Origin of the sequence: Paenibacillus sp. GCM10027629, assembly GCF_042676425.1 — a bacterium.
Lineage (GTDB): Bacteria > Bacillota > Bacilli > Paenibacillales > Paenibacillaceae > Paenibacillus_K > Paenibacillus_K terrigena.
In genome coordinates, this window is the sequence record NZ_JBHTGZ010000009.1 from 286,502 (window position 1) to 306,910 (window position 20,409).

General features: G+C 50.5%; 23 protein-coding genes. 20 read left to right on the plus strand and 3 right to left on the minus strand.

The annotated features are described in order from the left end of the window. Position 1: 1 nt before the first annotated feature. The 17 genes from ACFQZR_RS10560 to ACFQZR_RS10640 all read left to right on the plus strand — a co-directional run bounded on the left by ACFQZR_RS10560 (position 2) and on the right by ACFQZR_RS10640 (position 14,861). The gene (locus ACFQZR_RS10560) at positions 2–955 is read left to right on the plus strand and encodes an ABC transporter permease (RefSeq protein ID WP_018756947.1); all 954 of its coding nucleotides are present in this window, start codon (positions 2–4) and stop codon (positions 953–955) included. A gap of 432 nt (positions 956–1,387) precedes the next feature. Then, entirely contained in the window at positions 1,388–2,041 is a 654-nt protein-coding gene (eutL, locus tag ACFQZR_RS10565; RefSeq protein ID WP_379348798.1) for an ethanolamine utilization microcompartment protein EutL, read from the plus strand. 18 nt (positions 2,042–2,059) lie between these two features. Beyond that, a complete protein-coding gene (locus ACFQZR_RS10570) occupies positions 2,060–2,347 on the plus strand; it encodes a BMC domain-containing protein (RefSeq protein ID WP_379345568.1) in 288 nt (95 codons plus the stop codon). 12 nt (positions 2,348–2,359) lie between these two features. Next, positions 2,360–3,838: an aldehyde dehydrogenase family protein gene (locus tag ACFQZR_RS10575; RefSeq protein WP_379345570.1), complete on the plus strand. Its 1,479-nt coding sequence runs from the start codon at positions 2,360–2,362 to the stop codon at positions 3,836–3,838. 52 nt (positions 3,839–3,890) lie between these two features. Beyond that, entirely contained in the window at positions 3,891–4,178 is a 288-nt protein-coding gene (gene eutM, locus ACFQZR_RS10580) for an ethanolamine utilization microcompartment protein EutM (protein ID WP_018756951.1), read from the plus strand. Positions 4,179–4,189: 11 nt separating this feature from the next. After that, positions 4,190–4,942 carry a phosphate propanoyltransferase gene (gene pduL, locus ACFQZR_RS10585; RefSeq protein WP_379345572.1) on the plus strand — a complete coding sequence of 251 codons (753 nt, stop codon included), beginning with the start codon at positions 4,190–4,192 and terminating at the stop codon, positions 4,940–4,942. Then, complete coding sequence (locus tag ACFQZR_RS10590; RefSeq protein WP_379345574.1) at positions 4,923–5,777, plus strand: hypothetical protein; 855 nt, start codon at positions 4,923–4,925, stop codon at positions 5,775–5,777. The genes pduL and ACFQZR_RS10590 overlap by 20 nt, the downstream gene beginning before the upstream one ends. Beyond that, positions 5,764–6,084, plus strand: a complete 321-nt coding sequence (locus tag ACFQZR_RS10595; RefSeq protein ID WP_379345576.1) for a EutN/CcmL family microcompartment protein — start codon at positions 5,764–5,766, stop codon at positions 6,082–6,084. Before ACFQZR_RS10590 ends, ACFQZR_RS10595 begins: the two co-directional genes overlap by 14 nt. Further along, on the plus strand, positions 6,077–6,418 hold the full coding sequence (gene eutS, locus ACFQZR_RS10600) for an ethanolamine utilization microcompartment protein EutS (RefSeq protein ID WP_018756955.1): 342 nt from the start codon (positions 6,077–6,079) through the stop codon (positions 6,416–6,418). Before ACFQZR_RS10595 ends, eutS begins: the two co-directional genes overlap by 8 nt. A 1-nt stretch (position 6,419) precedes the next feature. After that, positions 6,420–6,869 carry a EutP/PduV family microcompartment system protein gene (locus ACFQZR_RS10605; RefSeq protein ID WP_314587015.1) on the plus strand — a complete coding sequence of 150 codons (450 nt, stop codon included), beginning with the start codon at positions 6,420–6,422 and terminating at the stop codon, positions 6,867–6,869. 49 nt (positions 6,870–6,918) lie between these two features. Continuing rightward, a complete protein-coding gene (locus tag ACFQZR_RS10610; RefSeq protein ID WP_379345579.1) occupies positions 6,919–8,382 on the plus strand; it encodes a sensor histidine kinase in 1,464 nt (487 codons plus the stop codon). Next, positions 8,379–9,038: an ANTAR domain-containing response regulator gene (locus ACFQZR_RS10615; protein ID WP_379345581.1), complete on the plus strand. Its 660-nt coding sequence runs from the start codon at positions 8,379–8,381 to the stop codon at positions 9,036–9,038. Before ACFQZR_RS10610 ends, ACFQZR_RS10615 begins: the two co-directional genes overlap by 4 nt. Next, the gene (locus ACFQZR_RS10620) at positions 9,035–10,543 is read left to right on the plus strand and encodes an ethanolamine ammonia-lyase reactivating factor EutA (protein WP_379345583.1); all 1,509 of its coding nucleotides are present in this window, start codon (positions 9,035–9,037) and stop codon (positions 10,541–10,543) included. Before ACFQZR_RS10615 ends, ACFQZR_RS10620 begins: the two co-directional genes overlap by 4 nt. 296 nt (positions 10,544–10,839) lie before the next feature. Then, complete coding sequence (locus tag ACFQZR_RS10625) at positions 10,840–12,201, plus strand: ethanolamine ammonia-lyase subunit EutB (protein ID WP_379345585.1); 1,362 nt, start codon at positions 10,840–10,842, stop codon at positions 12,199–12,201. A gap of 35 nt (positions 12,202–12,236) precedes the next feature. Continuing rightward, on the plus strand, positions 12,237–13,139 hold the full coding sequence (gene eutC / locus ACFQZR_RS10630) for an ethanolamine ammonia-lyase subunit EutC (protein ID WP_379345587.1): 903 nt from the start codon (positions 12,237–12,239) through the stop codon (positions 13,137–13,139). A 32-nt stretch (positions 13,140–13,171) separates the two neighbouring features. Continuing rightward, complete coding sequence (locus ACFQZR_RS10635) at positions 13,172–13,297, plus strand: hypothetical protein (RefSeq protein ID WP_018756962.1); 126 nt, start codon at positions 13,172–13,174, stop codon at positions 13,295–13,297. 34 nt (positions 13,298–13,331) lie between these two features. Next, complete coding sequence (locus ACFQZR_RS10640; protein WP_379345589.1) at positions 13,332–14,861, plus strand: amino acid permease; 1,530 nt, start codon at positions 13,332–13,334, stop codon at positions 14,859–14,861. Positions 14,862–14,935: 74 nt separating this feature from the next. Here the strand turns inward: ACFQZR_RS10640 and ACFQZR_RS10645 are convergent, their stop codons facing one another. Next, positions 14,936–15,355 carry a universal stress protein gene (locus tag ACFQZR_RS10645; RefSeq protein ID WP_379345591.1) on the minus strand — a complete coding sequence of 140 codons (420 nt, stop codon included), beginning with the start codon at positions 15,353–15,355 and terminating at the stop codon, positions 14,936–14,938. 60 nt (positions 15,356–15,415) lie between these two features. After that, positions 15,416–16,627 carry an MFS transporter gene (locus ACFQZR_RS10650; RefSeq protein WP_379345593.1) on the minus strand — a complete coding sequence of 404 codons (1,212 nt, stop codon included), beginning with the start codon at positions 16,625–16,627 and terminating at the stop codon, positions 15,416–15,418. A 210-nt stretch (positions 16,628–16,837) separates the two neighbouring features. Between ACFQZR_RS10650 and ACFQZR_RS10655 the strand changes: the two genes are divergently transcribed. From ACFQZR_RS10655 to ACFQZR_RS10665, 3 genes are read left to right on the plus strand one after another with little or no spacing between them, the layout of a single operon-like run. Beyond that, positions 16,838–17,260 carry a MarR family winged helix-turn-helix transcriptional regulator gene (locus tag ACFQZR_RS10655; RefSeq protein ID WP_379345595.1) on the plus strand — a complete coding sequence of 141 codons (423 nt, stop codon included), beginning with the start codon at positions 16,838–16,840 and terminating at the stop codon, positions 17,258–17,260. A gap of 48 nt (positions 17,261–17,308) precedes the next feature. Further along, positions 17,309–18,037 carry a class I SAM-dependent methyltransferase gene (locus ACFQZR_RS10660; protein WP_379345597.1) on the plus strand — a complete coding sequence of 243 codons (729 nt, stop codon included), beginning with the start codon at positions 17,309–17,311 and terminating at the stop codon, positions 18,035–18,037. 12 nt (positions 18,038–18,049) lie between these two features. Beyond that, positions 18,050–19,030: an MBL fold metallo-hydrolase gene (locus tag ACFQZR_RS10665; protein ID WP_379345599.1), complete on the plus strand. Its 981-nt coding sequence runs from the start codon at positions 18,050–18,052 to the stop codon at positions 19,028–19,030. A gap of 68 nt (positions 19,031–19,098) precedes the next feature. On the opposite strand, the gene ACFQZR_RS10670 is transcribed toward ACFQZR_RS10665, so the two are convergent. Beyond that, entirely contained in the window at positions 19,099–20,322 is a 1,224-nt protein-coding gene (locus ACFQZR_RS10670) for an RNA polymerase sigma factor (protein ID WP_379345601.1), read from the minus strand. Positions 20,323–20,409 lie beyond the last annotated feature (87 nt).

Consider the following 20,409-nt stretch of genomic DNA (forward strand, 5'->3'; position numbering starts at 1 on the left):
CATGGATATTCTAAGCAATCTAATCAACGGGACGTTCGTGTTCGCCACAGCATTAATCTTTGCTTCACTCGGCGGGGTAATTGGAGAGCGTACGGGGGTTATCAACTTGGGGCTTGAGGGCTTCATGGTATCCGGTGCTTTCTCGGCAGCCGTCGCTACACATTATGCGGAGACAGCAGGAATGGGTGGCGCTTCACCATGGATCGGCTTGATCTGTGCGATGGTTGTTACCTTAATCTTCTCAGGCATTCATGCACTTGCTTCAATTAAGTTCAAGGCGAATCAGGTTATTAGCGGGATTGTCGTTAACTTACTGGCCGCGAGCTCGACCTTCTTCATGGTTAAATTGTTATTCGATGGTGCAGCAGAGACACCGATTATCGATCATGTATTCCATAAATGGGCGATTCCAGGTCTGAGCAGCATTCCGTTCCTGGGTAACGCGATCTTCACGGCTTATCCAACAACGTATATTGCTCTGATTCTCGTGGCCGTGGTTTGGTTCGTTATGTATAAGACACCGCTTGGTCTTCGTATGCGTGCTGTAGGGGAGCATCCGGGAGCAGCTGATACAGCGGGTGTCAAAGTAAACCGTATCCGTACGTATGCCGTGCTTGTCGGCGGATCGATCGCTGCGCTTGGTGGTGCGACGATTGCCTTGACAGCAGGAAGCAGCTTCGCACAAAGTACTATTTCGGGTCAAGGGTTTATCGCGTTAGCAGCTGTTATCTTCGGTAAATGGAATCCAGTTGGCGCATTTGGCGCTTCGTTATTCTTCGGTTTTGCGCAAGCACTGAAGGATCAGGCACAAATCTATGATTGGGCGAAAAGCATTCCGACGGAAGTATTCTACATGCTGCCGTACTTGATGACACTTCTCATTCTCCTGTTCGCCGTTGGTCGCTCCAGCGGACCTAGTGCGCTCGGGGAACCGTACGATCCGGGTAAACGATAATTCGATTTCAAGTAATGAACGCCTCTTATCCTTAGGGATGAGAGGCGTTTTTGTGTTGCCTGGGTGAATTCATGTGCAGAAGGAGCCGTTTCGCCGTGAATAACGTGCCTGGAGTTCGTTACAACTTCAAAAGGCAATAATCTGCCCTGATAAGATGATCTGAGTTCGTTAGCCATGGTTTGGCTAAGGTGGTATCCATTTGGGTACCTCCCATGAAGGTGTCAAACTTCTACATTTCGAGGCATAATCAGCTTTGTCCATCATAAGCTGATAATACAAGTATATAGCGATAACGATAAGGCAATGGCGCCTTGATTCATGCGACTTCGGAGTCTTCCGAATGGATTGTATGGAGCATGGCGTTTTTTTGTCTTACGTTGTCGGGGTCCCCACGTTATCGTCAAAATGCAGGATCGGAGTTGAATGCTTGTGATGGATAAGCCCATTCGAGCCGTACCGCTCGCCGTTCGCGTGATCCCGAATGTGGATGCAGGCTTGGCAGCACATCTGGATCTATCCCCTACAGTCCGCAGCTTGGGACTGATTACATCAACGATCGATGACGTCGGTTATACAGCAATCGATGAAGCGACGAAGCGTGCAGATGTGGACGTCGTCTATGCAAAGTCATTCTATGCCGGATCAGGCCATGCATCAGGGCCGCTATCGGGTGAATTTATCGGGATGATTGGCGGTGCCAGTCCAGCAGAAGTGCAGAGTGGCCTCTCTGCCGCCATTGAAGTGATGGATCGTGGCGCGTGCTTCTACGCGCTTAATGCCGAGGCGACACATGCCTATTATGCGCATGTCGTCTCTCGAACAGGTCGGTACTTATCACGCATTGCGGGTATCCGTGAGGGTGAGCCACTCGCCTATTTGATTGCACCTCCGCTCGAAGCGATGGTCGGATTGGATGCGGCCTTGAAGGCGGCAGATGTGAAGCTGCAGACCTTCTACGGTCCACCGACAGAGACGAACTTTGCAGGCGGACTTTTAACAGGCAGTCAATCGGCTTGTACAGCTGCAGCGGAGGCGTTCCGTGCTGCGGTACACGACGTTGCACGTAACCCACAGTACATGCGATGAGGGTAGAGGAGGTAGCGTATGAGCGGTAAACATGAAGCGTTAGGCATGATCGAGACGTGGGGAATTCCCGCCTTGATCACTGCATCGGATGCGGCCGCCAAAGCCGCAGATGTACGTGTCGTTACGCTGGAGAAGGCGGATGCCGGAATCGTCACGATCTATTTGGTCGGGGATGTGGCTTCCGTTCGAGCAGCGGTTGATGCAGGGCAGGAAGCGGCAAGAAAAGTCGGCAAGCTGTTAAGTGCGCATGTCATTGCAAGACCGGATCTGCAGGTGCGAGATCGGATCTATCCGAATCCGGAGTAAGGAGGAGACCCTATGGGATTCGATATTGATTTACAATCCATACAAGAAGTACGTGATTCCTTACAGCGTGCGAAGGCTGCGCAAGCGCAGCTGGAGGCGATGAGCCAAGTGCAGATCGACGCCGTGATTGCGGAGATGGCAGGCGAAGTCCGGCGGTCTGCTGCAGCATTGGCCGAGCTTGCCGTTCAAGAGACAGGCTTCGGTAATGTGCCGGATAAAGCGGCGAAAAACTTGTTCGTGGCCGATTCGATCTACCCCGCGATCGAATCGATGAAGACAGTTGGGATCATTCACCGGGATGATGAACGCAAAATATGGGAAATTGCGCAGCCTGTTGGGGTTATTGCCGGCATCGTGCCGTCTACGAATCCGACCTCAACCGTCATGTTCAAGGCGATGATCGCGCTCAAAGCACGCAACAGTATCGTATTCAGTCCACATCCGGGGGCGAAGCAATGTTCTTTCGAAGCAGCGTCTCAGATGCAAGCGGCGGCAGAACGAGCAGGCGCACCGCCCCACAGTATTCAATGTCTCGCACTTCCAACACTAGAAGCAAGCAAAGAACTCATGACGCATCGGGATACGGATCTGATCCTCGCCACGGGCGGCACCGCGATGGTAAAGGCCGCTTACAGCTCTGGCAAACCTGCATACGGCGTCGGTCCGGGCAATGTCCCGGTCTACATACATCGCAGTGCGGATGTGGAGCAAGCAGTATCACGAATTATTCGCAGTAAGACGTTCGATTACGGCACCATATGTGCTTCGGAGCAAGCGTTAGTCGTTGATCAGGCTGTTAAATCAGCGATTATCGATGCGTTCATCCGTCGTGGGGCGTATATGCTATCTCATGCGGAGAAACGAGCGATCGAAGGACTCATCCTCCGAAACGGCGGCCTGAATTCGCAGATTGTCGGCAAATCTCCCGAAGCGATTGCTGCACTCGCTGGCATCACGATTCCGGCTCACACGACCGTATTCATCGCTGAGGAAGAGGAAATCGGCAAGCATGCCCCTTTTTCAATCGAGAAGCTGTGTCCAATTCTTGCGCTCTATACGGTGCAGGATGAAACGGAAGGCTGTATGTTATGCAAAAAGCTGCTCGAGCTGGGCGGATTAGGTCATACACTGGGGATTCATGCGACAGATCTTCAAGTGATCGAAGCGTTCGGTCTGGAGAAGCCGGCCTCGCGAATCGTCGTCAATTCGGGAACGACCTTCGGCGGCATCGGCATGAGTACGGGAATCTTTCCCTCCTTAACGCTCGGCTGCGGCTCGTATGGCAATAATATTACGTCCGACAATATCGGTCCACAGCATTTGATGAATGTGAAGCGGGTTGCTTTTCACATGCAAGACATTCCTGAACGAGAACCCGCACAGCCTGTGACAGTCGCCACTGATCATGATACGAAGCCAGCAATCAGCATAAGCCGGGAAGATGTGATGGAAATTGTAAAAAGAGTGCTAGCCGAAGTAGAGCGTTCATAGAATGGGGTAATTGGCTCGTCCGAATTGTAAAATAGCGAAGGAGGCGTATTAAATGGCTGGAGAAATGTCGGCATTAGGCATGATTGAGACAAAAGGGTTAGTGGGAGCGGTGGAAGCTGCAGATGCCATGGTCAAGGCAGCGAATGTGAAGCTGATCGGGAAAGTTCATGTCGGTGGTGGACTCGTGACCGTAATGGTTCGCGGCGATGTTGGCGCAGTAAAAGCAGCAACCGATTCGGGCGCAGCAGCAGCGGAGAAAATTGGCGAGTTAATCTCGGTTCATGTCATACCGCGTCCACATTCGGATATTGAGCATATTTTGCCTAAATTAGAAGGGTAGTCAGATGCGATATGGGGATTGTGACTGAATCGAGCCTAAGGGCGATGCTTCCATCGGGAATTCCGAATCCGTTTACATTGGAGCCGAATGGGAAGCTGACGCCGGCAGCCGCAGATTTTCTGAAATCGAGAGGGATTAAGGTCAGGATCACGAGTGAGATGGACGCATCACGATCGACCGTAGCATTTCCGTTGATCCCGGTTGGGGTATCGAACCGCCATGTTCATTTGTCGAAGCTGCACATGGAACAGCTCTTTGGCACGGGCGTGTCGTTAACACCTGATCGTCCTCTATCTCAGCCAGGTCAATATGCGGCGATGGAGAAGGTTACTTTGCGAACAGCGAGAAGTGAAATTCGAGGCGTTCGCGTGCTCGGACCTACCCGGGAAGAAACACAAGTGGAAATATCGCGTACAGACGGGTTTCAGCTTGGATTGCAGGCGCCGCTCCGATTATCTGGCGATACGGCGAATACACCCGGAGTCACGCTCATTGGCCCCGCAGGGCAAGTGCATCTGGATCATGGGGTGATCGTCGCCAAATGCCATGTTCATATGTCCCCCTCCGATGCTGCTGCTCTTCGAGTGAAGTCTGGCGATACCCTTATGCTGCGAACGTTGCATACGCAGGGGAGACCCCTTGTTTTCCCATCTGTGGCGGTACGTGTGCATGAGCGATATGTGCTTGATTTCCATATAGACATGGATGAGGCCAATGCGGCAGGGCTGCATACGGGAAATCACGTTGAAGTTATTACACCTTGAAGGGGAAGGAGGCGATTCCGTGGATCTGACACAAACGGTGGAGCAGCTGGTTCGTGAATTGCTGCGATCCATGCCTAAAGCCGATAAGCCGTCTCCGCAGGTCTTGTATATTCTGAATGATTCACGTGCGGCTGACCTCTATCTGGATCATTTCGTGACGCTGAAGCAAGCAGGCGTAGCACATGATTTGCTCCTGCTCGATGGTGAGGCTTCTGGTTGGATTGGATCACAGTGCATTGAGTGTACAGGGGCGGGCAAATGCATCGCTATGGACGAATTTGCACCAGCGCCGATCGAGCTGCCACAGCGTTATGCGGCCATTGTCGTTCCGGAGCTTGATCTGGACCAGGCTTCTCGCATCGTGCACGGCTTGAAGGGGACCGTCTTGTCCGAGCTTGTGTATGCGGCATTGCTCATAAGCAAGCCCGTCTTTATCCCTTCGGATGGGAGCGGGATTTCACGGGGTAATCGCCGTACCCTGCAAGTCACCGCATTGCCGCCTGGTTACGACAAACGTTATCGTACAAAGCTGCGGGAGCTGCAAGAGATTGGCGTTCACCTGGCGGATTTCAATCAATTAGCTGAGCGGATTATCGCTGCGCTGCAGCCGGAGCAGACCGTTGATTCACCGCTAGAGCAGAAATCGGGCAGTGTTGTGTTCGAAGGAAGACTGCTAACTGCTTCGGAGGCGGCTCGGCTGATTAGCCATCGTAAGGGTCGTGTGTTATCCGTTGCAAGAGGGACACTGATCTCGCCGCTTGCCCGAGATGTCCTTCGGGAGCATAGAGCTGAACTTCGGTTCGTAGATGAGGTGAAGAACGATGTTCCTCGGTAAAGTGCTCGGCAGTGTCTGGGCGACGCATAAGGAGAGCGGAATGGAGAATCTGAAGCTCATGATCGTTCAACCGATGAATTTCAAAGGGCAAGCGCAAGGCAGTACCGTGATCGCGGCTGATCGGATCGGTGCGGGTATTGGGGAGAATGTGATCGTATCGCGTGGGAACCCGGCGCGGATGCTCTTCGATAATCGGAGCGTGCCGATTGACGCCATTGTTGTCGGCATTGTCGATGCCTACGAACTGTCGGATGAAGTTATTATGTTCCATGAAAGTTCAGGAGAGGAAGGGGAAGCGAATGAGTGAACAGAAGCAGCGAGTCGTGCAGGAATATGTACCCGGCAAGCAGGTGACCCTCGCGCATGTAATCGCGAACCCCGATCCTATCCTCTATACGAAGCTGGGGCTCCATGATGCCGGTGCGATCGGTATCCTCACGCTGACGCCGACGGAGACGTCAATTATTGCTGCGGACATTGCGACGAAGGCTGCGGATGTCGCGCTGGGGTATTTGGATCGGTTCACTGGTTCGCTTGTGATTACGGGTGAAGTGGCTGCTGTGGAGATGGCGATGGAAGCGATCAATTCTTTTCTCTCCGGTAAGCTATTATATACCCCCGCGTTATTGACGAGGTCCTGATATGGTAAAACCCAAAAAACGTGTCATGTTGATCGGATCCGTGGGCGCCGGCAAATCGACCCTGCTCCAAGCGTTGTTCCAAGATGAACTACCGGCGCGCAAGACGCAGAGTTTGGAATTTCGGGATTGGATCATCGATACCCCTGGCGAATATACCGAAAATCCGATGTACTACCGATCCTTGATGGCGACCTCATTCGAAGCGGGTCTACTCCTCATTGTACAGGATGCGACGGCAAGACATATCGCGCTTCCACCAGGATTTGCAGGTGGGTTTCCGATTCCAGCGATGGGCGTCATTACGAAGATGGATCACCCCGAAGCGGATCTGATTCGTGCGGAATCGCTCATTCGCGTCGCACTGCCGGAAGGGGAATTATGGCAGACGTCTTCCATCACGAAGCATAATATTGATGCCCTGCGCGGGCGCTTGACCTTCCTTCTTACCTAATCGATCTCATTCTTGGACGCTATTCATTGTAGAAAGGGGAATCTGTCGGATGTCATCATCGCATCTTCAGCAGCTCTGTCTTGATCATACGGAACTACGGCCTGAGGATATCCAAATCCTCGGAACGCTGGCAGCTCAGCTTCCCATGATGGCAGATTTGTCTCAAGCGGACCTATTCATTGACTGTCTATCACGAGACAGAGAGTCCGCAATTGTCGTGGCCGAGGCGAAACCGACGACGGCATCAAGTCTATACCTTGGCTCCGTCATTGGACAATTCGCGTACGCTCAGCACGAACCAGCCGTCATGTATTGCTTGCTCTCTGGTCAGTCTGTGACTGGGTCACGAGGGATTTCGCAGGAGCAGAAAGAAATGCAGCAGAATGTCGTTCCGATTCAGAATCAACAGGGCCAACCGATTGGCGTGTTGATTCTGGAGCGTGATATTACGCATGAGGTACAGCAGGAGAAGAACGTCGCTTTCCTGAAGGAGAAGACGGAACAGCTCGGTAAAACCTTGCTGCATCTGGCATTACAGGAGGATCGGACCACAGGCTTGATGCATGAAGGAATGATTCTGTTCGATGCAGAGCGGCGCGTAACCTATTCGAATCGGAGCGCGGAAGCATGGCTGATGAGACTCGGAATGACGGAAGAGCTCGAGGTCAGACGATGGCTTACAACGTTATTACCGAAGGAACGGAATGTGCTCCAGAATCAAATGCTGACCCATGAGGTAGTGAGCGGAACGTACGCACTGGAGGTCAAGTCCATGCTGCTCTATGAGGAGGGTCATCCAGTCGGCGGTCTGCTGCTCATCCGTGATTTGTCGGAGCTGAAGGAACGAGAGAAAGAGCTTATACTCAAGTCCGCTTTTATCCAAGAAATGCATCATCGGGTCAAAAATAATCTCCAGACCGTCGCGGGACTTCTTCGGCTGCAAGTGAGGCGTACGCAGCATGAGGAAGTGAAGCAGACGTACCGGGATATGATTCAACGGATGAACAGCATCGCGTTGATCCATGATATTTTGGCGTATAAAGGGCTGGATCAGATTAATCTGTACGAAGTTATCCATCGCCTCTGCCCGATGGTGATTCATTCACTTACGGAGCTAGATCAGAACATACGCTGTGATCTTCCAGCGATGCAGACCTTATGGATCGAGCCTGAACAAGCTACTACACTGGCACTCATCGTGACGGAGCTTATTCAGAATAGTATCAAGCACGGCTTTGGAGACGTCATGAACCAGGAACCGATCATTACGATAACCATTCATCAGTCGGATGATATGGTCACGATGGCGCTTATCGATAATGGCGCGGGTATTCATATGCCAAATAGAGAGACGAGTGTCTCAGCGACGGGCGGGTCCCATTTTGGCTTAAATATGGTGCGGACACTGGTTCAAGGGCAGCTGAACGGGACTTTTCGCTTCGAGAATACCGGGCACGGGGCGGTCGCAGAGCTGCAATTTCCGCTATCGAATGGGGGGAGGGAGTCGGGATGATTCACGTTGCAGCGACGATAAAAACGACCTTGATCGTCGACGATGATGCGCTCATTCGAATGGATTTGCGAGAAATGCTCACGGAGTACGAATATGAGGTCGTAGGGGAAGCGCGGAATGGGGAAGAAGCGATAGAAATGGCGCATCGTTTACAACCGGAACTGATTCTTATGGATGTCAAAATGCCCGGACAGAGCGGAATTCAAGCGGCAAGACGAATTCATAAGATGAGTGACCGCTGGCCGCAAGGCTCTCCTGCTGTCATTCTGTTAACCGCTTATAGCGATATGACTTATGTTGAACAAGCGAAGGAAGCGGGCGTTACGGCTTATCTCGTGAAGCCTGTAACAGAGGAGCGACTCATCCCAGCGGTTGAAGTTGCTTGCGGGCAGCGGGCACAATTCTTGCGAGTGAAGCAGGAGCTGCAAGTGCTAAGACAGTCTCTAGAGGATCGGAAGTGGATCGAACGTGCGAAAGGCAGATTAATGACGGAGCGTGGTCTCATGGAGGAGCACGCCTATTCTTGGCTGCGAGAGCAGAGTATGAGAGAACGGATATCGATGGCCGGACTAGCGATGCAGATCGTACAAGAACCGTTGAATGATGTCCCGGAAGGGTATGGGGGCCATGGCACAACGGGGAGGAGCTTCCTATGAGATCGGGGCGACGGGAAGAATGGCTTACCAGCGTGGGGATCGACGTCGGAACAAGTACAACCAAGATGATCGTCAGTAGGTTGCGGATTGCCCGCATGTCCAGCACTTTTGCACTCCCGCGGTATGCGATTGTTGAGCGCCTTATTCAGTACGAGAGCCCTGTAATTACGACCCCATTGATCCAGGATCAAATCGATGAGCTAGCGATTGGTGAGTGGGTGCGTGAACAATATCTCGTGGCGAATATATCGCCGCAGGATGTGATGTCAGGGGCGGTTATTTTTACAGGGGAGAGTGCTGGGAAATCCAATGCAGCCCCCTTCTTGCAGCAGATTGCGGAAGACTCCGGAGCCTTCGTGGTTGCGACAGCGGGGAGCGACTTAGAAGCCGTGCTCGCAGCGAAGGGGTCGGGGGCTGAAGCTTACTCCAGGGAGAGCAAGGACATCATCGTCAATGTAGACATCGGCGGAGGGACGGCGAATGCTGCTTATTGCTATCGCGGCAACGTCATCCACACCGTAACCTATCATGTTGGCGGGCGCCTGATCCGCCTTGAACCGGATGGCTGTGTCACTTATGTTGCGCCCGCACTCGAGCCTTGGTTGCGCATGAACTCGTTCCATCTCCGCGAAGGGGAGCGATGCACATACGATGATCTTCGCGCCATCGCTGCGGCATTGAGCCGAAGTCTTCTATCCGGATTATCCGGCGCCCAAGGGCTACCGAACGGGAGGGATCCTGCTGTAGAGCTTCTTCGAATCGGTCGTGAGAAAAGCCGCCATAAAGCACCTCCGATCTATACACGCCTTATGGTTTCCGGAGGAATCGGCCAATGGTTCTATGCGAAAGAGGCATCTCCGCGCAGCTTACATGAAGTTACGGTACACGGCGACATGGGTCCACTGCTCGCGAGCGCACTGCGAGAAAGTTGTGATCAAATGGGGATTATTACCGCTGTGCCCTCCCAGACGGTTCGAGCGACGGTGCTCGGGGCCGGGATGCAGAGTACCGAAGTAAGCGGATCTACGGTCTACGTTGAGGATGATATTTTACCGCTTCGTAACGTACCGATCATTCAGCTTCCGCCATTGGATCGAACAAGGACTTACGAACAATGGATGGCTACGTTTGGTACGTTTTTTGAACAAGCAGCCAAGTGGTATGGTGGACCATCAGGCTCCATCGCTTCCGGAGAACAGCGAAGTCAAGAGATGGGGATTGCACTTCCAGCGCTCCAGCATCTTTCTTATAAGGCGTTTGACAAGCTCGCGGAGCAGTTAGCCGCGCAATTTCGCACCCATTGCCTGCATGTAGAGACACTCGTGCTGGTCTGTGAGCAGGATATGGCGAAAGCTTTAGGGCATCGACTGCGTCTCCTGTTACAAGGCCATCCCAAGTTGGTCTGTATTGATCAGATTCGTGTGACGCATGGAGACTATGTCGATATTGGGTTGCCAGTACAGGATCGAGCGATTCCCGTCATGGTGAAGACGTTAGCCTTCTAGAGGTAGTTCAAAAAGTCGTCATTTGATCACGAAGTCATTCAAGAAGCATAATCGACATCGAATCTTGCGCCCACCTTCGAAGTCCGGTACTCATTTAGGTTTTGCCTAAACTCCGTTCCTCCTGAAAGTTTTTCGAAGAAAAACTCGCTACGGAAGCATTATCCGAGGGTTCTCGCAACCTGAGTTTATGCTTACGATGTAAGTTTTCTTCGAAAACTCTAAGGTGCTGAAATGCCGACTTTTTGAACACGCACTTCTAGTCTATCGATCGCAAATATAGAAAGGAGGTGGCCCGAATGAAGATGACTATTCATTTACTTGGCAGAACCTATCAATTCGCAAACCTTAAGGAGATTATGGCCAAAGCCAATGAAGAGAAGTCCGGGGATCAACTCGCTGGGATTGCGGCTTCGGATAATAGTGAACGGATGGCAGCGAAGGCGGCGCTCGCAGATGCATTGCTCTCAGATATTCGCAATGAGCCCCTCCTTCCGCCAGAAGAGGATGAAGTCTCTCGTATAATCGAGTCGCAGGTGAACGAGAAGATCTATACAGAAATTCGCAATTGGTCGATTGCGGAGCTGCGCGAATATCTATTGCACCCGAAAACGACTCAGCCGGAGATCATCCGAATGAGTCGCGGCTTAACGAGTGAGATGATTGCGGCAGTAGCGAAGCTGATGTCGAATCTGGATCTGATGCAGGCGGCATCGAAGATTGAAGTGCTGACGCATTGCAATTACACGATTGGGCAGCGTGGCGTGCTATCGGGCCGGGCGCAGCCCAATCATCCGACGGACGATATTCTGGGTATTAAGGCAGCACTCTATGAAGCACTCAGTTATGGGATCGGGGATGCTGTAATTGGGATTAACCCGGTGATCGATACGACGGATAGTGTTCGTGAAGTGATGAAAATGACCAAAGAAGTCATGCAGAAGTGGAGTATCCCGACGCAAAACTGCGTCCTCGCGCATGTCACGACGCAGATGAGAGCGATCAAGCAGGGGGCGCCAGCGGATATGATATTCCAGAGCCTGGCAGGGACGGAAGCGGGTAATAAAGCCTTCGGTATTCATGAGCAGCTGCTCGATGAAGCGGATGATCTGATTCATCGCGACGGAACTGCGGCAGGGCCCAATCTATGGTATTTCGAGACGGGGCAAGGATCAGAGCTCTCAGCTGAGGCGCATTACGGCATAGATCAGGTGACGCTTGAGGCCAGATGTTACGGATTGGCGCGCAAGTATAAGCCCTTTCTCGTGAACACGGTGGTTGGATTTATTGGCCCAGAGTATCTTTATGACAATAAGCAGGTCGTTCGAGCGGGGCTGGAAGATCATTTTATGGGCAAAATGCATTTGCTCCCGATGGGGGTAGACGTCTGCTATACGAATCATATGAAGGCAGATCAGAACGATATGGATAATCTAGCAGTACTGCTTGCTGCAGCTGGGGTGAATTATTTGATCGGCGTTGCGATGGCAGATGACTGCATGCTGAATTACCAATCGACTAGTTTCCATGACATTGCGACTGTACGCGAATTGTTCGGGAAACGCCCGTCGCCGGATTTCGAACGCTGGCTGGAGGATATGGGGCTGATGCAGAACGGTAGACTGACTCCGTTAGCCGGTGATCCGACATTGTTCATGTAACGAGCTTAAGAGTCTAATCGAGAGGAGGAACTCGGATGAACGATTCGAGCACGCTCAATTGGCTAGTCGATCAAGTGATGAAGGCGCTGGAGAAGAAGGGGGAGGATGGGGAATCCAAGCCTCATGTGATTGCTGAAGTTGCAACCCCTTATGAAATATTAGCTCAATCTCACAGTGACGAGCTGCCTTCAGACCATTCGATCAATGAAGTGCTTGCTCATAACATTCCCGAACCTAGATGGGCAGAAGGAATGGAGGAGCTGCTCGCGAGCACGCCGGCGCGCATAGGCGTCTGGAGAACGGGAACTCGGCCGCTCACTTCAACCATGCTGGCACTGCGTAATGCGCATGCGGCTGCGATCGATGCGGTGTTCAGCGAAGTATCGCCAGACCTCCTGCAGGAGATGAATTTGTTCACCGTCGAGACGCATTATGGGGACATGGAGACCTTCCTGCGCAGACCGGATAAAGGCCGTCGGATCAACGATGAGGGAGTCGCCCTCATGAGAGAGAAATGTGTGCACAGACCGCAAGTACAAATTGTCGTGGCAGATGGCCTCAGTGCAAATGCCATAGAAAGCAATATACGTGACGTATACCCCTCCTTAATGAATGCGCTTGAGGTCTATGGCTTATCCTGCGGAACGCCTTTCTTCGTCCGAGGCGGGCGCGTAGGCAGCATGGACCACATTGGTGATATTCTACAGCCCGAGGTGCTCGTTCTGCTCATTGGCGAGCGTCCGGGTCTCGTCTCCTCTGAATCGATGAGCGCTTATATGTGTTATCGCCCTCATGCCGGAACGGTCGAATCCGACCGTACCGTCATCTCGAATATTCATCGCGGCGGAACCCCACCGATTGAAGCGGGAGCCCATATGGGCACCGTGCTGCACAAGATGCTAGAGCAGGAGACCAGCGGCATCAAACTCATCATGTAGCGATCCGAATCCACGTGTGAGGAGGTGAGAAGATGAACTTGATTCTCGGGATTTTATTGGTGATCTTAACCTGTGCTGTCATTCTCGGTATTGTATTGCTCGCAAATCGCAATATTCGGAATTATGACGAGAAGAATCACGAGAACTTCTTAAGTTAATGGTATGAAGCGGAACTGATAAGGAGGGAAATCCATGAGTCAAGTCTCAGAACAACAACGGCTAGAGGACAAGAAAGATTTGAATCGATTCGGTTATGCGCAAGAATTATTGCGTAGTATGGGCGGGTTCTCGAACTTTGCGATTTCATTCTCGGTCATATCCATTCTCACAGGAGCCGTCTCCTTATACGGACATGGACTGCTCTATGGCGGTCCGGGGATGATGGGGTTTGGGTGGCCGCTCGTTGCGCTCTTCGTCATCTTGGTCGCTGCTTCGATGGCAGAGCTTGCTTCAGCGATTCCGACGGCTGGCGCATTATATCACTGGGCATCGCTGCTCGGAAATAAGCGGTGGGGTTGGTATACGGCTTGGATCAACTTGATCGGCCAGATCGGAATTGTGGCAGGGATCGATTATTCGGTTGCCTTGTTTGCAGATCCATTGCTCGCCTCCGTCTTCGGCTATACGTCGAATGATACGACGATACTGATCGTCTTCGCGATCATCCTGCTCAGCCATGGGATCTTGAACCATGTGGGGATCAAGCTGGTAGCGAAATTTAATGACATTTCTGCTTGGTACCATATCATCATCGTAGCTGTACTGGTTGTTAGTCTTGCCTTCTTCACGAATTCAGGGCTCAAGCCGCTCGATTATATTTTCCAGGTGGGGCAGACGTTCTCGGATAAGCCTTATGCCTTTGCATTCTTGATCGGACTCCTGCAGGCGCAATGGACGTTCACGGGTTATGATGCTTCTGCGCATACGATTGAAGAGACGATCAATCCGCGGATTCGCGCACCATGGGGGATATTCACATCGGTTGCCTATTCCTTCGTCTTCGGATTTATTATGCTCGTATTCGTGACGCTATCCATCCAAGATGCAAGTGCGGCAGCGGGGGCGAGCAATGCATTTATCTATGTCATTACGGAAGCGCTGGGCGGCACGTTCGGCAACATTCTCCTCTGGCTCGTGACACTCGCGATGTGGTTCTGCGGCCTATCTTCGATTACCTCGTTCTCTCGCATGATGTATGCATTCTCCCGCGACAAAGGCATGCCGTTCAGCAAGCAGTGGGCTGAGATCTCGCGTAAATTCCGCACACCTGCAAAAGCGATCTGGCTTGCCGTCATTCTCTCTTTCATTCTCGCTGCGATAGACTATATTCTGAAGCTCATTAATCCAGATAACACCGTTGGGACGATCGTCTTTATGACGGCGATCAGCGTCGTAGGCCTCTATGTCGCTTATGGGATTCCAATGCTGCTGCGCTTAGTCGCACAAGCCAAAGGCAAATTCCAGCCGAAACATCTAGGACCGTGGAACCTAGGCAAATATGGTCGTCTTATTAATGTAATTTCGTTGCTGTGGATTGTATTTATCAGCGTCTTGATGGTCATCCCGCCGAACCAGAACGCAGGATATGCGCTGATTGGGATGTTCATTCTGCTGATTCTGATGGATTTGCTCTATTACAACAAGCACTTTGAGGGGCCACAGGCTGCACTGAAGACATCGATGAAAGACATCCTTAAGCGAGAGAAAGAACTTGAAAGTTAATAGGGATGGATAGCCAGAAAAAGAGACCTCCAACTATTCGAATCATAGTTGGAGGTCTCTTTTGTGTTGTTTTCTTATTTGACAATCATCACAGCACAATGGGCATGCTGCACAACTTTATGACTGACGCTGCCGATGAACAATTCGGAGAACAAGCTCAGCCCGCGGCTGCCCATCACGATAAGATCGGCATTCTCTTCTTTAGCTTTTTTGACAATAAGCTGTGCGGGATCACCAGTGTAACACTCTGATTTGTGTGAAATGCCTGTCCCGACAATCAACTTCTCCGCATCTGCCAGAATTAGACGGCCTTCCTCCTCTTGCAGGGCAATGAGATCCACGCCGATTGCCACTTCATTGATGGAGATGTGCGGATTAATATGCAGGAGCGTGATCGAGCAGGATGCCTCGTTCTGCGCGAGCTGTATGGTATGCTGCAAGGCGAGCATGGCATGCTTCGACCCGTCGATTGGAACAATAATATGTTCATACATGGTGATTCCCCCTTTAGATTGTTCAGACTAGGTGGACCCTATGCAGGTAACTGCATTCGATTAATGATGAGTTACTGCGTCGTCGATGCCAGCGAGATGTCTGCGTCTTGCGATTAGGAAGAAGACCGCGATCAGAACCATCGCGCCGCCAAAATAGAAAGGAATTCGGCTGTTGAACCATTCTGCTAATTTACCGGCTAGGAACGGAGCCGCAGCTCCACCTAAGAACCGTACAAAGCTGTAAGCGGCAGAGGTAATTGAGCGTTCAATCGGTGCAGATTCCATGACCGCTGTGGTGATCAATGTATTGTTAATACCCAGGAAAATCCCGGATACGATAACAGCGACAATAACAACCTTCGGCGTATCAGCCCCAATACCCATCACAATAAGCGTGAGAGCGAACAAGGTTAACACGATGCTGATCGACTTGATCGTACCAAGCCAGCGCTGGAATTTCGGTGCTACGAATACGGAAGTAATGGCGAGCAATAGTCCCCATCCGAAGAAAACATATCCAAGTCCATGTTCATCAAGCTCCATAACAAAAGGTGCATAAGCCATCAACGTGAACATCCCGAAATTGTAGAGGAATGCTGTTACGCCGAGCGTGAGCAGCCCTGGGTACGTAAGAGCTTTGAATGGAGCAGACAGCGGAATCGCTTTTTTCGGTTTTGCGACATTCGGCATCATGAATAGGATGAAGATGAGTGCCAGAGCCATCAGACCGCTAACGCCGAAGAAAGGACCACGCCAGGAGATGGAACCGAGCTCTCCACCAAGGAGTGGACCGACAGAGATCCCAAGACCTAATGCAGCTTCATAGAGAATAATCGCTTTGGCTGTTCCGGATCTGGACAATCCGACAATCGCAGATAATGCCGTTGCAATGAACAAGGCGTTGCCAAGTCCCCATCCGCCGCGGAACCATACGATGCTGCTAATGGCATTAGAGCTGCCCGCGAGCGCTGCGAAGACGATAATCATGAAGATTCCGGTAATTAGTGTCCATTTCGTTCCGAGCCTTGAAGAGACGAAGCCGGTAATGAGCATGGCGATCCCTGTCACGAGGTTATAGCTGGTGAACAAGAGGGACACTTGACTTGGTGTTGCATGCAATTGCTTGGCAATCGCAGGTAGAATCGGGTCGACAAGACCCAATCCCATGAAAGAAATGATGCTGGCAAAGACAATGGCCCATACGGAGATAGGCTGGTTCAACATCCCTGCGCGCTTTTCAATTTCTTGATACTGTGAATTGGATGAAATCATACATCAAGCCCCCATAATTTTTCGTTGTACCTATACAATGACCAATTAGGCAAGAAACAAATCATCATAATTGGATTATTTTACATCTACATGTATAGTACATCAATATATATGTATTATACATCTATTCAATGAACTGTCAATATGGTTTGAAGGAACTGCCGAATTTTGTTACATTAAGCGAAAGAGAGTTTAAGAAGCAGGTGATGAATGATGGAACAGAAGCTGATGGATACGATGGATTTCGAATTAGCGATGTTGATTCGTAGAGCATTATCGGTACAATCGGAGATGCGTCTTGGGAAATTAGACCGGGCGGCCTATCTGCTGCTCTATTTATTGAAGAATAAAAGTCCGATGGGGATCAAGGCGATTGCAGAGGAGCTTCGACTCGACGGTTCAACGATCAGTCGGCAGATTGCCTCTATTGAGGCGAAAGGTTATGTAGAGCGGCTTCCGGATCCGAAGGATGGACGAGCTAGTCTGATTCAGATTACCCCCGCGGGAATGGATGAGTTTATGCTTGCTAAAACCGCGCGTGTACAACGCTTCGAAGAAATTTTCGAGAGCTGGACGGAAGAGGAAATGGTACAATTCACTACGTATCTGGCTCGATTGAATCATGCGGAATAAATAAATTTTTTTATAAGAGGATTGTGTGCGCAGAAGGGAATTGTTGGTATGAGTGAGTGGTTTGAACAAAGTTTTGGCGAGGACTACTTAATCGTCTATAAGCATCGAGATCGTTATGGGGCTTACGAGGAAGTGCAGCAAATGATCAGTTGGCTGCATCTGCCTGCTGGGGCCAAGGTGCTCGATCTCTGCTGTGGGATGGGAAGGCATTCGAACGTGCTTGCAGACTCTGGATACCATGTGACGGGCGTCGATTTGTCGGAGGTCCTCTTAAGTGAAGCAGAGGCGCAAGATATCGAACAACGTGTGCGCTGGGTGCGTTCAGATATGCGATCGATTCCTTTAGATGGTGGATATGATGCGGTGGTGAATTTATTTACTTCTTTTGGATATTTCGATTCTGATGAAGAGAACGGCAGGGTGCTTCACGAAATTAAACGGATGCTGGCGCCGGGAGCGCCTTTCATTATCGATTTTCTCAATCCGTCTTATGTTAAGCGAAATCTTGTCCCTTATACGGAACACAAAGAAGTCGGGCTGCGCATTGATCAATACCGTAAGATTGAAGCGGGTTATGTGAAAAAAGAAATCGTCATTACGGATGCACAGGAATCCGTTCGCCGATATCATGAGCGTGTGAAGTTGTATCATCTGGATGCATTTCGATCGATGCTGTCGGAAGCCGGTTTACATATTGAACAGATATACGGCAATTATGATGAGAGCGTCTATGAGGAAGACACATCACCAAGAATGATCTTCGTTGGCCGAGGATAGGAGAGATCAGAAATGGCAAATCAGGTTGTGACATCAGAGTGGGGAGAAGATCTGATTCAAATTCAAATCCCGCTGCCGAATGCACTCAAATGGGTTAATAGCTATCTGGTGCGAGGTTCTCAAGGATATACGTTAATCGACCCGGGGCAGCATACAGCGGATGCGCTCGAAGCTTGGCGTGCTGCAATGTCGGAATTAAGCATCACAATGCAAGATATTGAGCAAATTGTACTGACCCATCATCATCCGGATCATTATGGTCTGGCCGGGTGGTTCCAGGTGCAGACGGGTGCGCCGGTCTATATGACAGAGATAGCTCATGCGCATGCACAGATGATGTGGGGGAAGGATCAGGCGGCCACCGCCGCGATGGATCGATTGCTCGCGCATCACGGGATGGATGCTTCTATCCGTGCTGAGATCAAGGATCATTTTGACAGCTTCATCGCTTATGTCTCTCCTCAACCGGAGGTTACATACCTAGAACAATCGAACATTCGACTAGGTGACCGCGAGTGGCAAGTGATTGTGACGAATGGACATGCGTCAGGGCATGCTTGCTTCTATCATGAGGCTTCACAGGAGATGCTCTGTGGAGATCAGATCCTGCCACAAATTTCGCCAAATATCAGTTACATACCGGGCAGTGACCTACAACCGTTGCAATCATTCATGGAGAGTCTGAAAATGCTGCAAGCCTATGATGTTACGATTGCTTATCCGGGGCACCGGCATCCATTCCGCCATTATCAGGAACGTATCGCGGATTTGCTCACGCATCATGAGGAACGGTTAGTGAAGTTTGTTGAATTACTAACGGAGCCGAAAACGGCCTACGAATGCTGCCTTGCAGTGTTTAACGCGAAATTGACCGTTCATCAGCTGCGGTTTGCGATGTCGGAGACGCTCGCCCATTTGATTGAGCTGGAGCGGCGCGGACTTGTGCGTGCCGAGGAGAATACCGAAGGATGTATCGTGTATAAGAAAGCTTAGTGCATACTTGAAAACCCACCCGGGGATAGAATCTCCATAGGTGGGTTTTTCGTTTTCTAACGTTTACCTTATAAAATGCCGACCCATTGCTGATGGAATTCGGGTTCTGTGCACTGAAATACGCCTGGGAAGTCCGTAGGATTGCGAATCAGCTTGTTAAGTGCATCGATGCCGTATTCCTGAAGAATGTATTCCACCAATAGATAGGAGAATTGAAATCCTCCCATCGTTCCGAAATCCCATGAATCGTCGTTTAATGCTTGGAGTGTAGGGACTGCGTGGTTGTTAATCGCATCATAAGTCGTGTTCTTAATATATTCGGGCGTCATTTGCTTCGCTTCAAAGCCACCAATGCCTTGTCGTAACCATTTGGGCGCGAGCGGATTGATGTCACTGATCAACCACATCGTAAATAAATGTACAGTGGATTTCAGAATCGATTGATACGTATGCTCAGGTCCTGGGTTCAATGGAGACACGATCTTTAATATGTTATGGTCATAGGTTCCCATGAACCAATTTGGTGCATCCGTTTCGCCTACAGCTTGATGGAAAGTAGGCAGATCCGGATAGATTTCGATCACGATTTTCTGAGAAGGTTGATGTCGATAGGTTGTAGTTATCCGCTCCACTTGGCCTTTAAGTTCATCGAATAAATCTTGGTATACCTTTTTCATCGTATCATTCTTGCTGGACGCCTCGCTTTTATTCACAATCGATATCAGTTCTTGAATAGACATGATTGTAATGTCACCCCATTCTTTTAATTCTTTTTTTAGTTTCTCTAAGGCCCGATAGAGCCTGTTCTTGACCGCACTTTCGCGCATCCCGATAATTTTGGATATTTCCAATAAAGTACAGTCGACGAAAAATCGTAGAGATATGATCTGCTGGTCTAATTCATTCAATTTGGCTAATGCAGCGCTAATATCAATGCGGATATCGACATCCTTAGCCATATCGAGGGAAATCGATTGGGACTCAAAATCGATTACTTCGTGCGCGATTTCTTTATGTCGAGATCGCGTACGATATTCGTTTTTTACGATATTCTGGGCGATTTTGAATATCCAAGTGAACAGACTGGCGTTGCCTTTGAATAAATGGAAGTTCTCCATTGCTTTCAAGAAGGTGTGTTGCGTTAAGTCGTCGGCTACCGCCGAATTCGTCTTTACTGCGATATAATTGCGAATTCTCTCGCGATATTGATCATAGATGGCTTCAAATTGCTGGATGTGCTCCTGCTCCTCCGGAAGAACAGGGTTTTGCGATTTGTCTTGAGCTCGTGACACCTGAAGAACCTCCTCTTGAACTTACAATTCATTAGACACCACAGGAAGGTAAAAAGCCACATCCACGTGCTAATGAATTTCAAAATC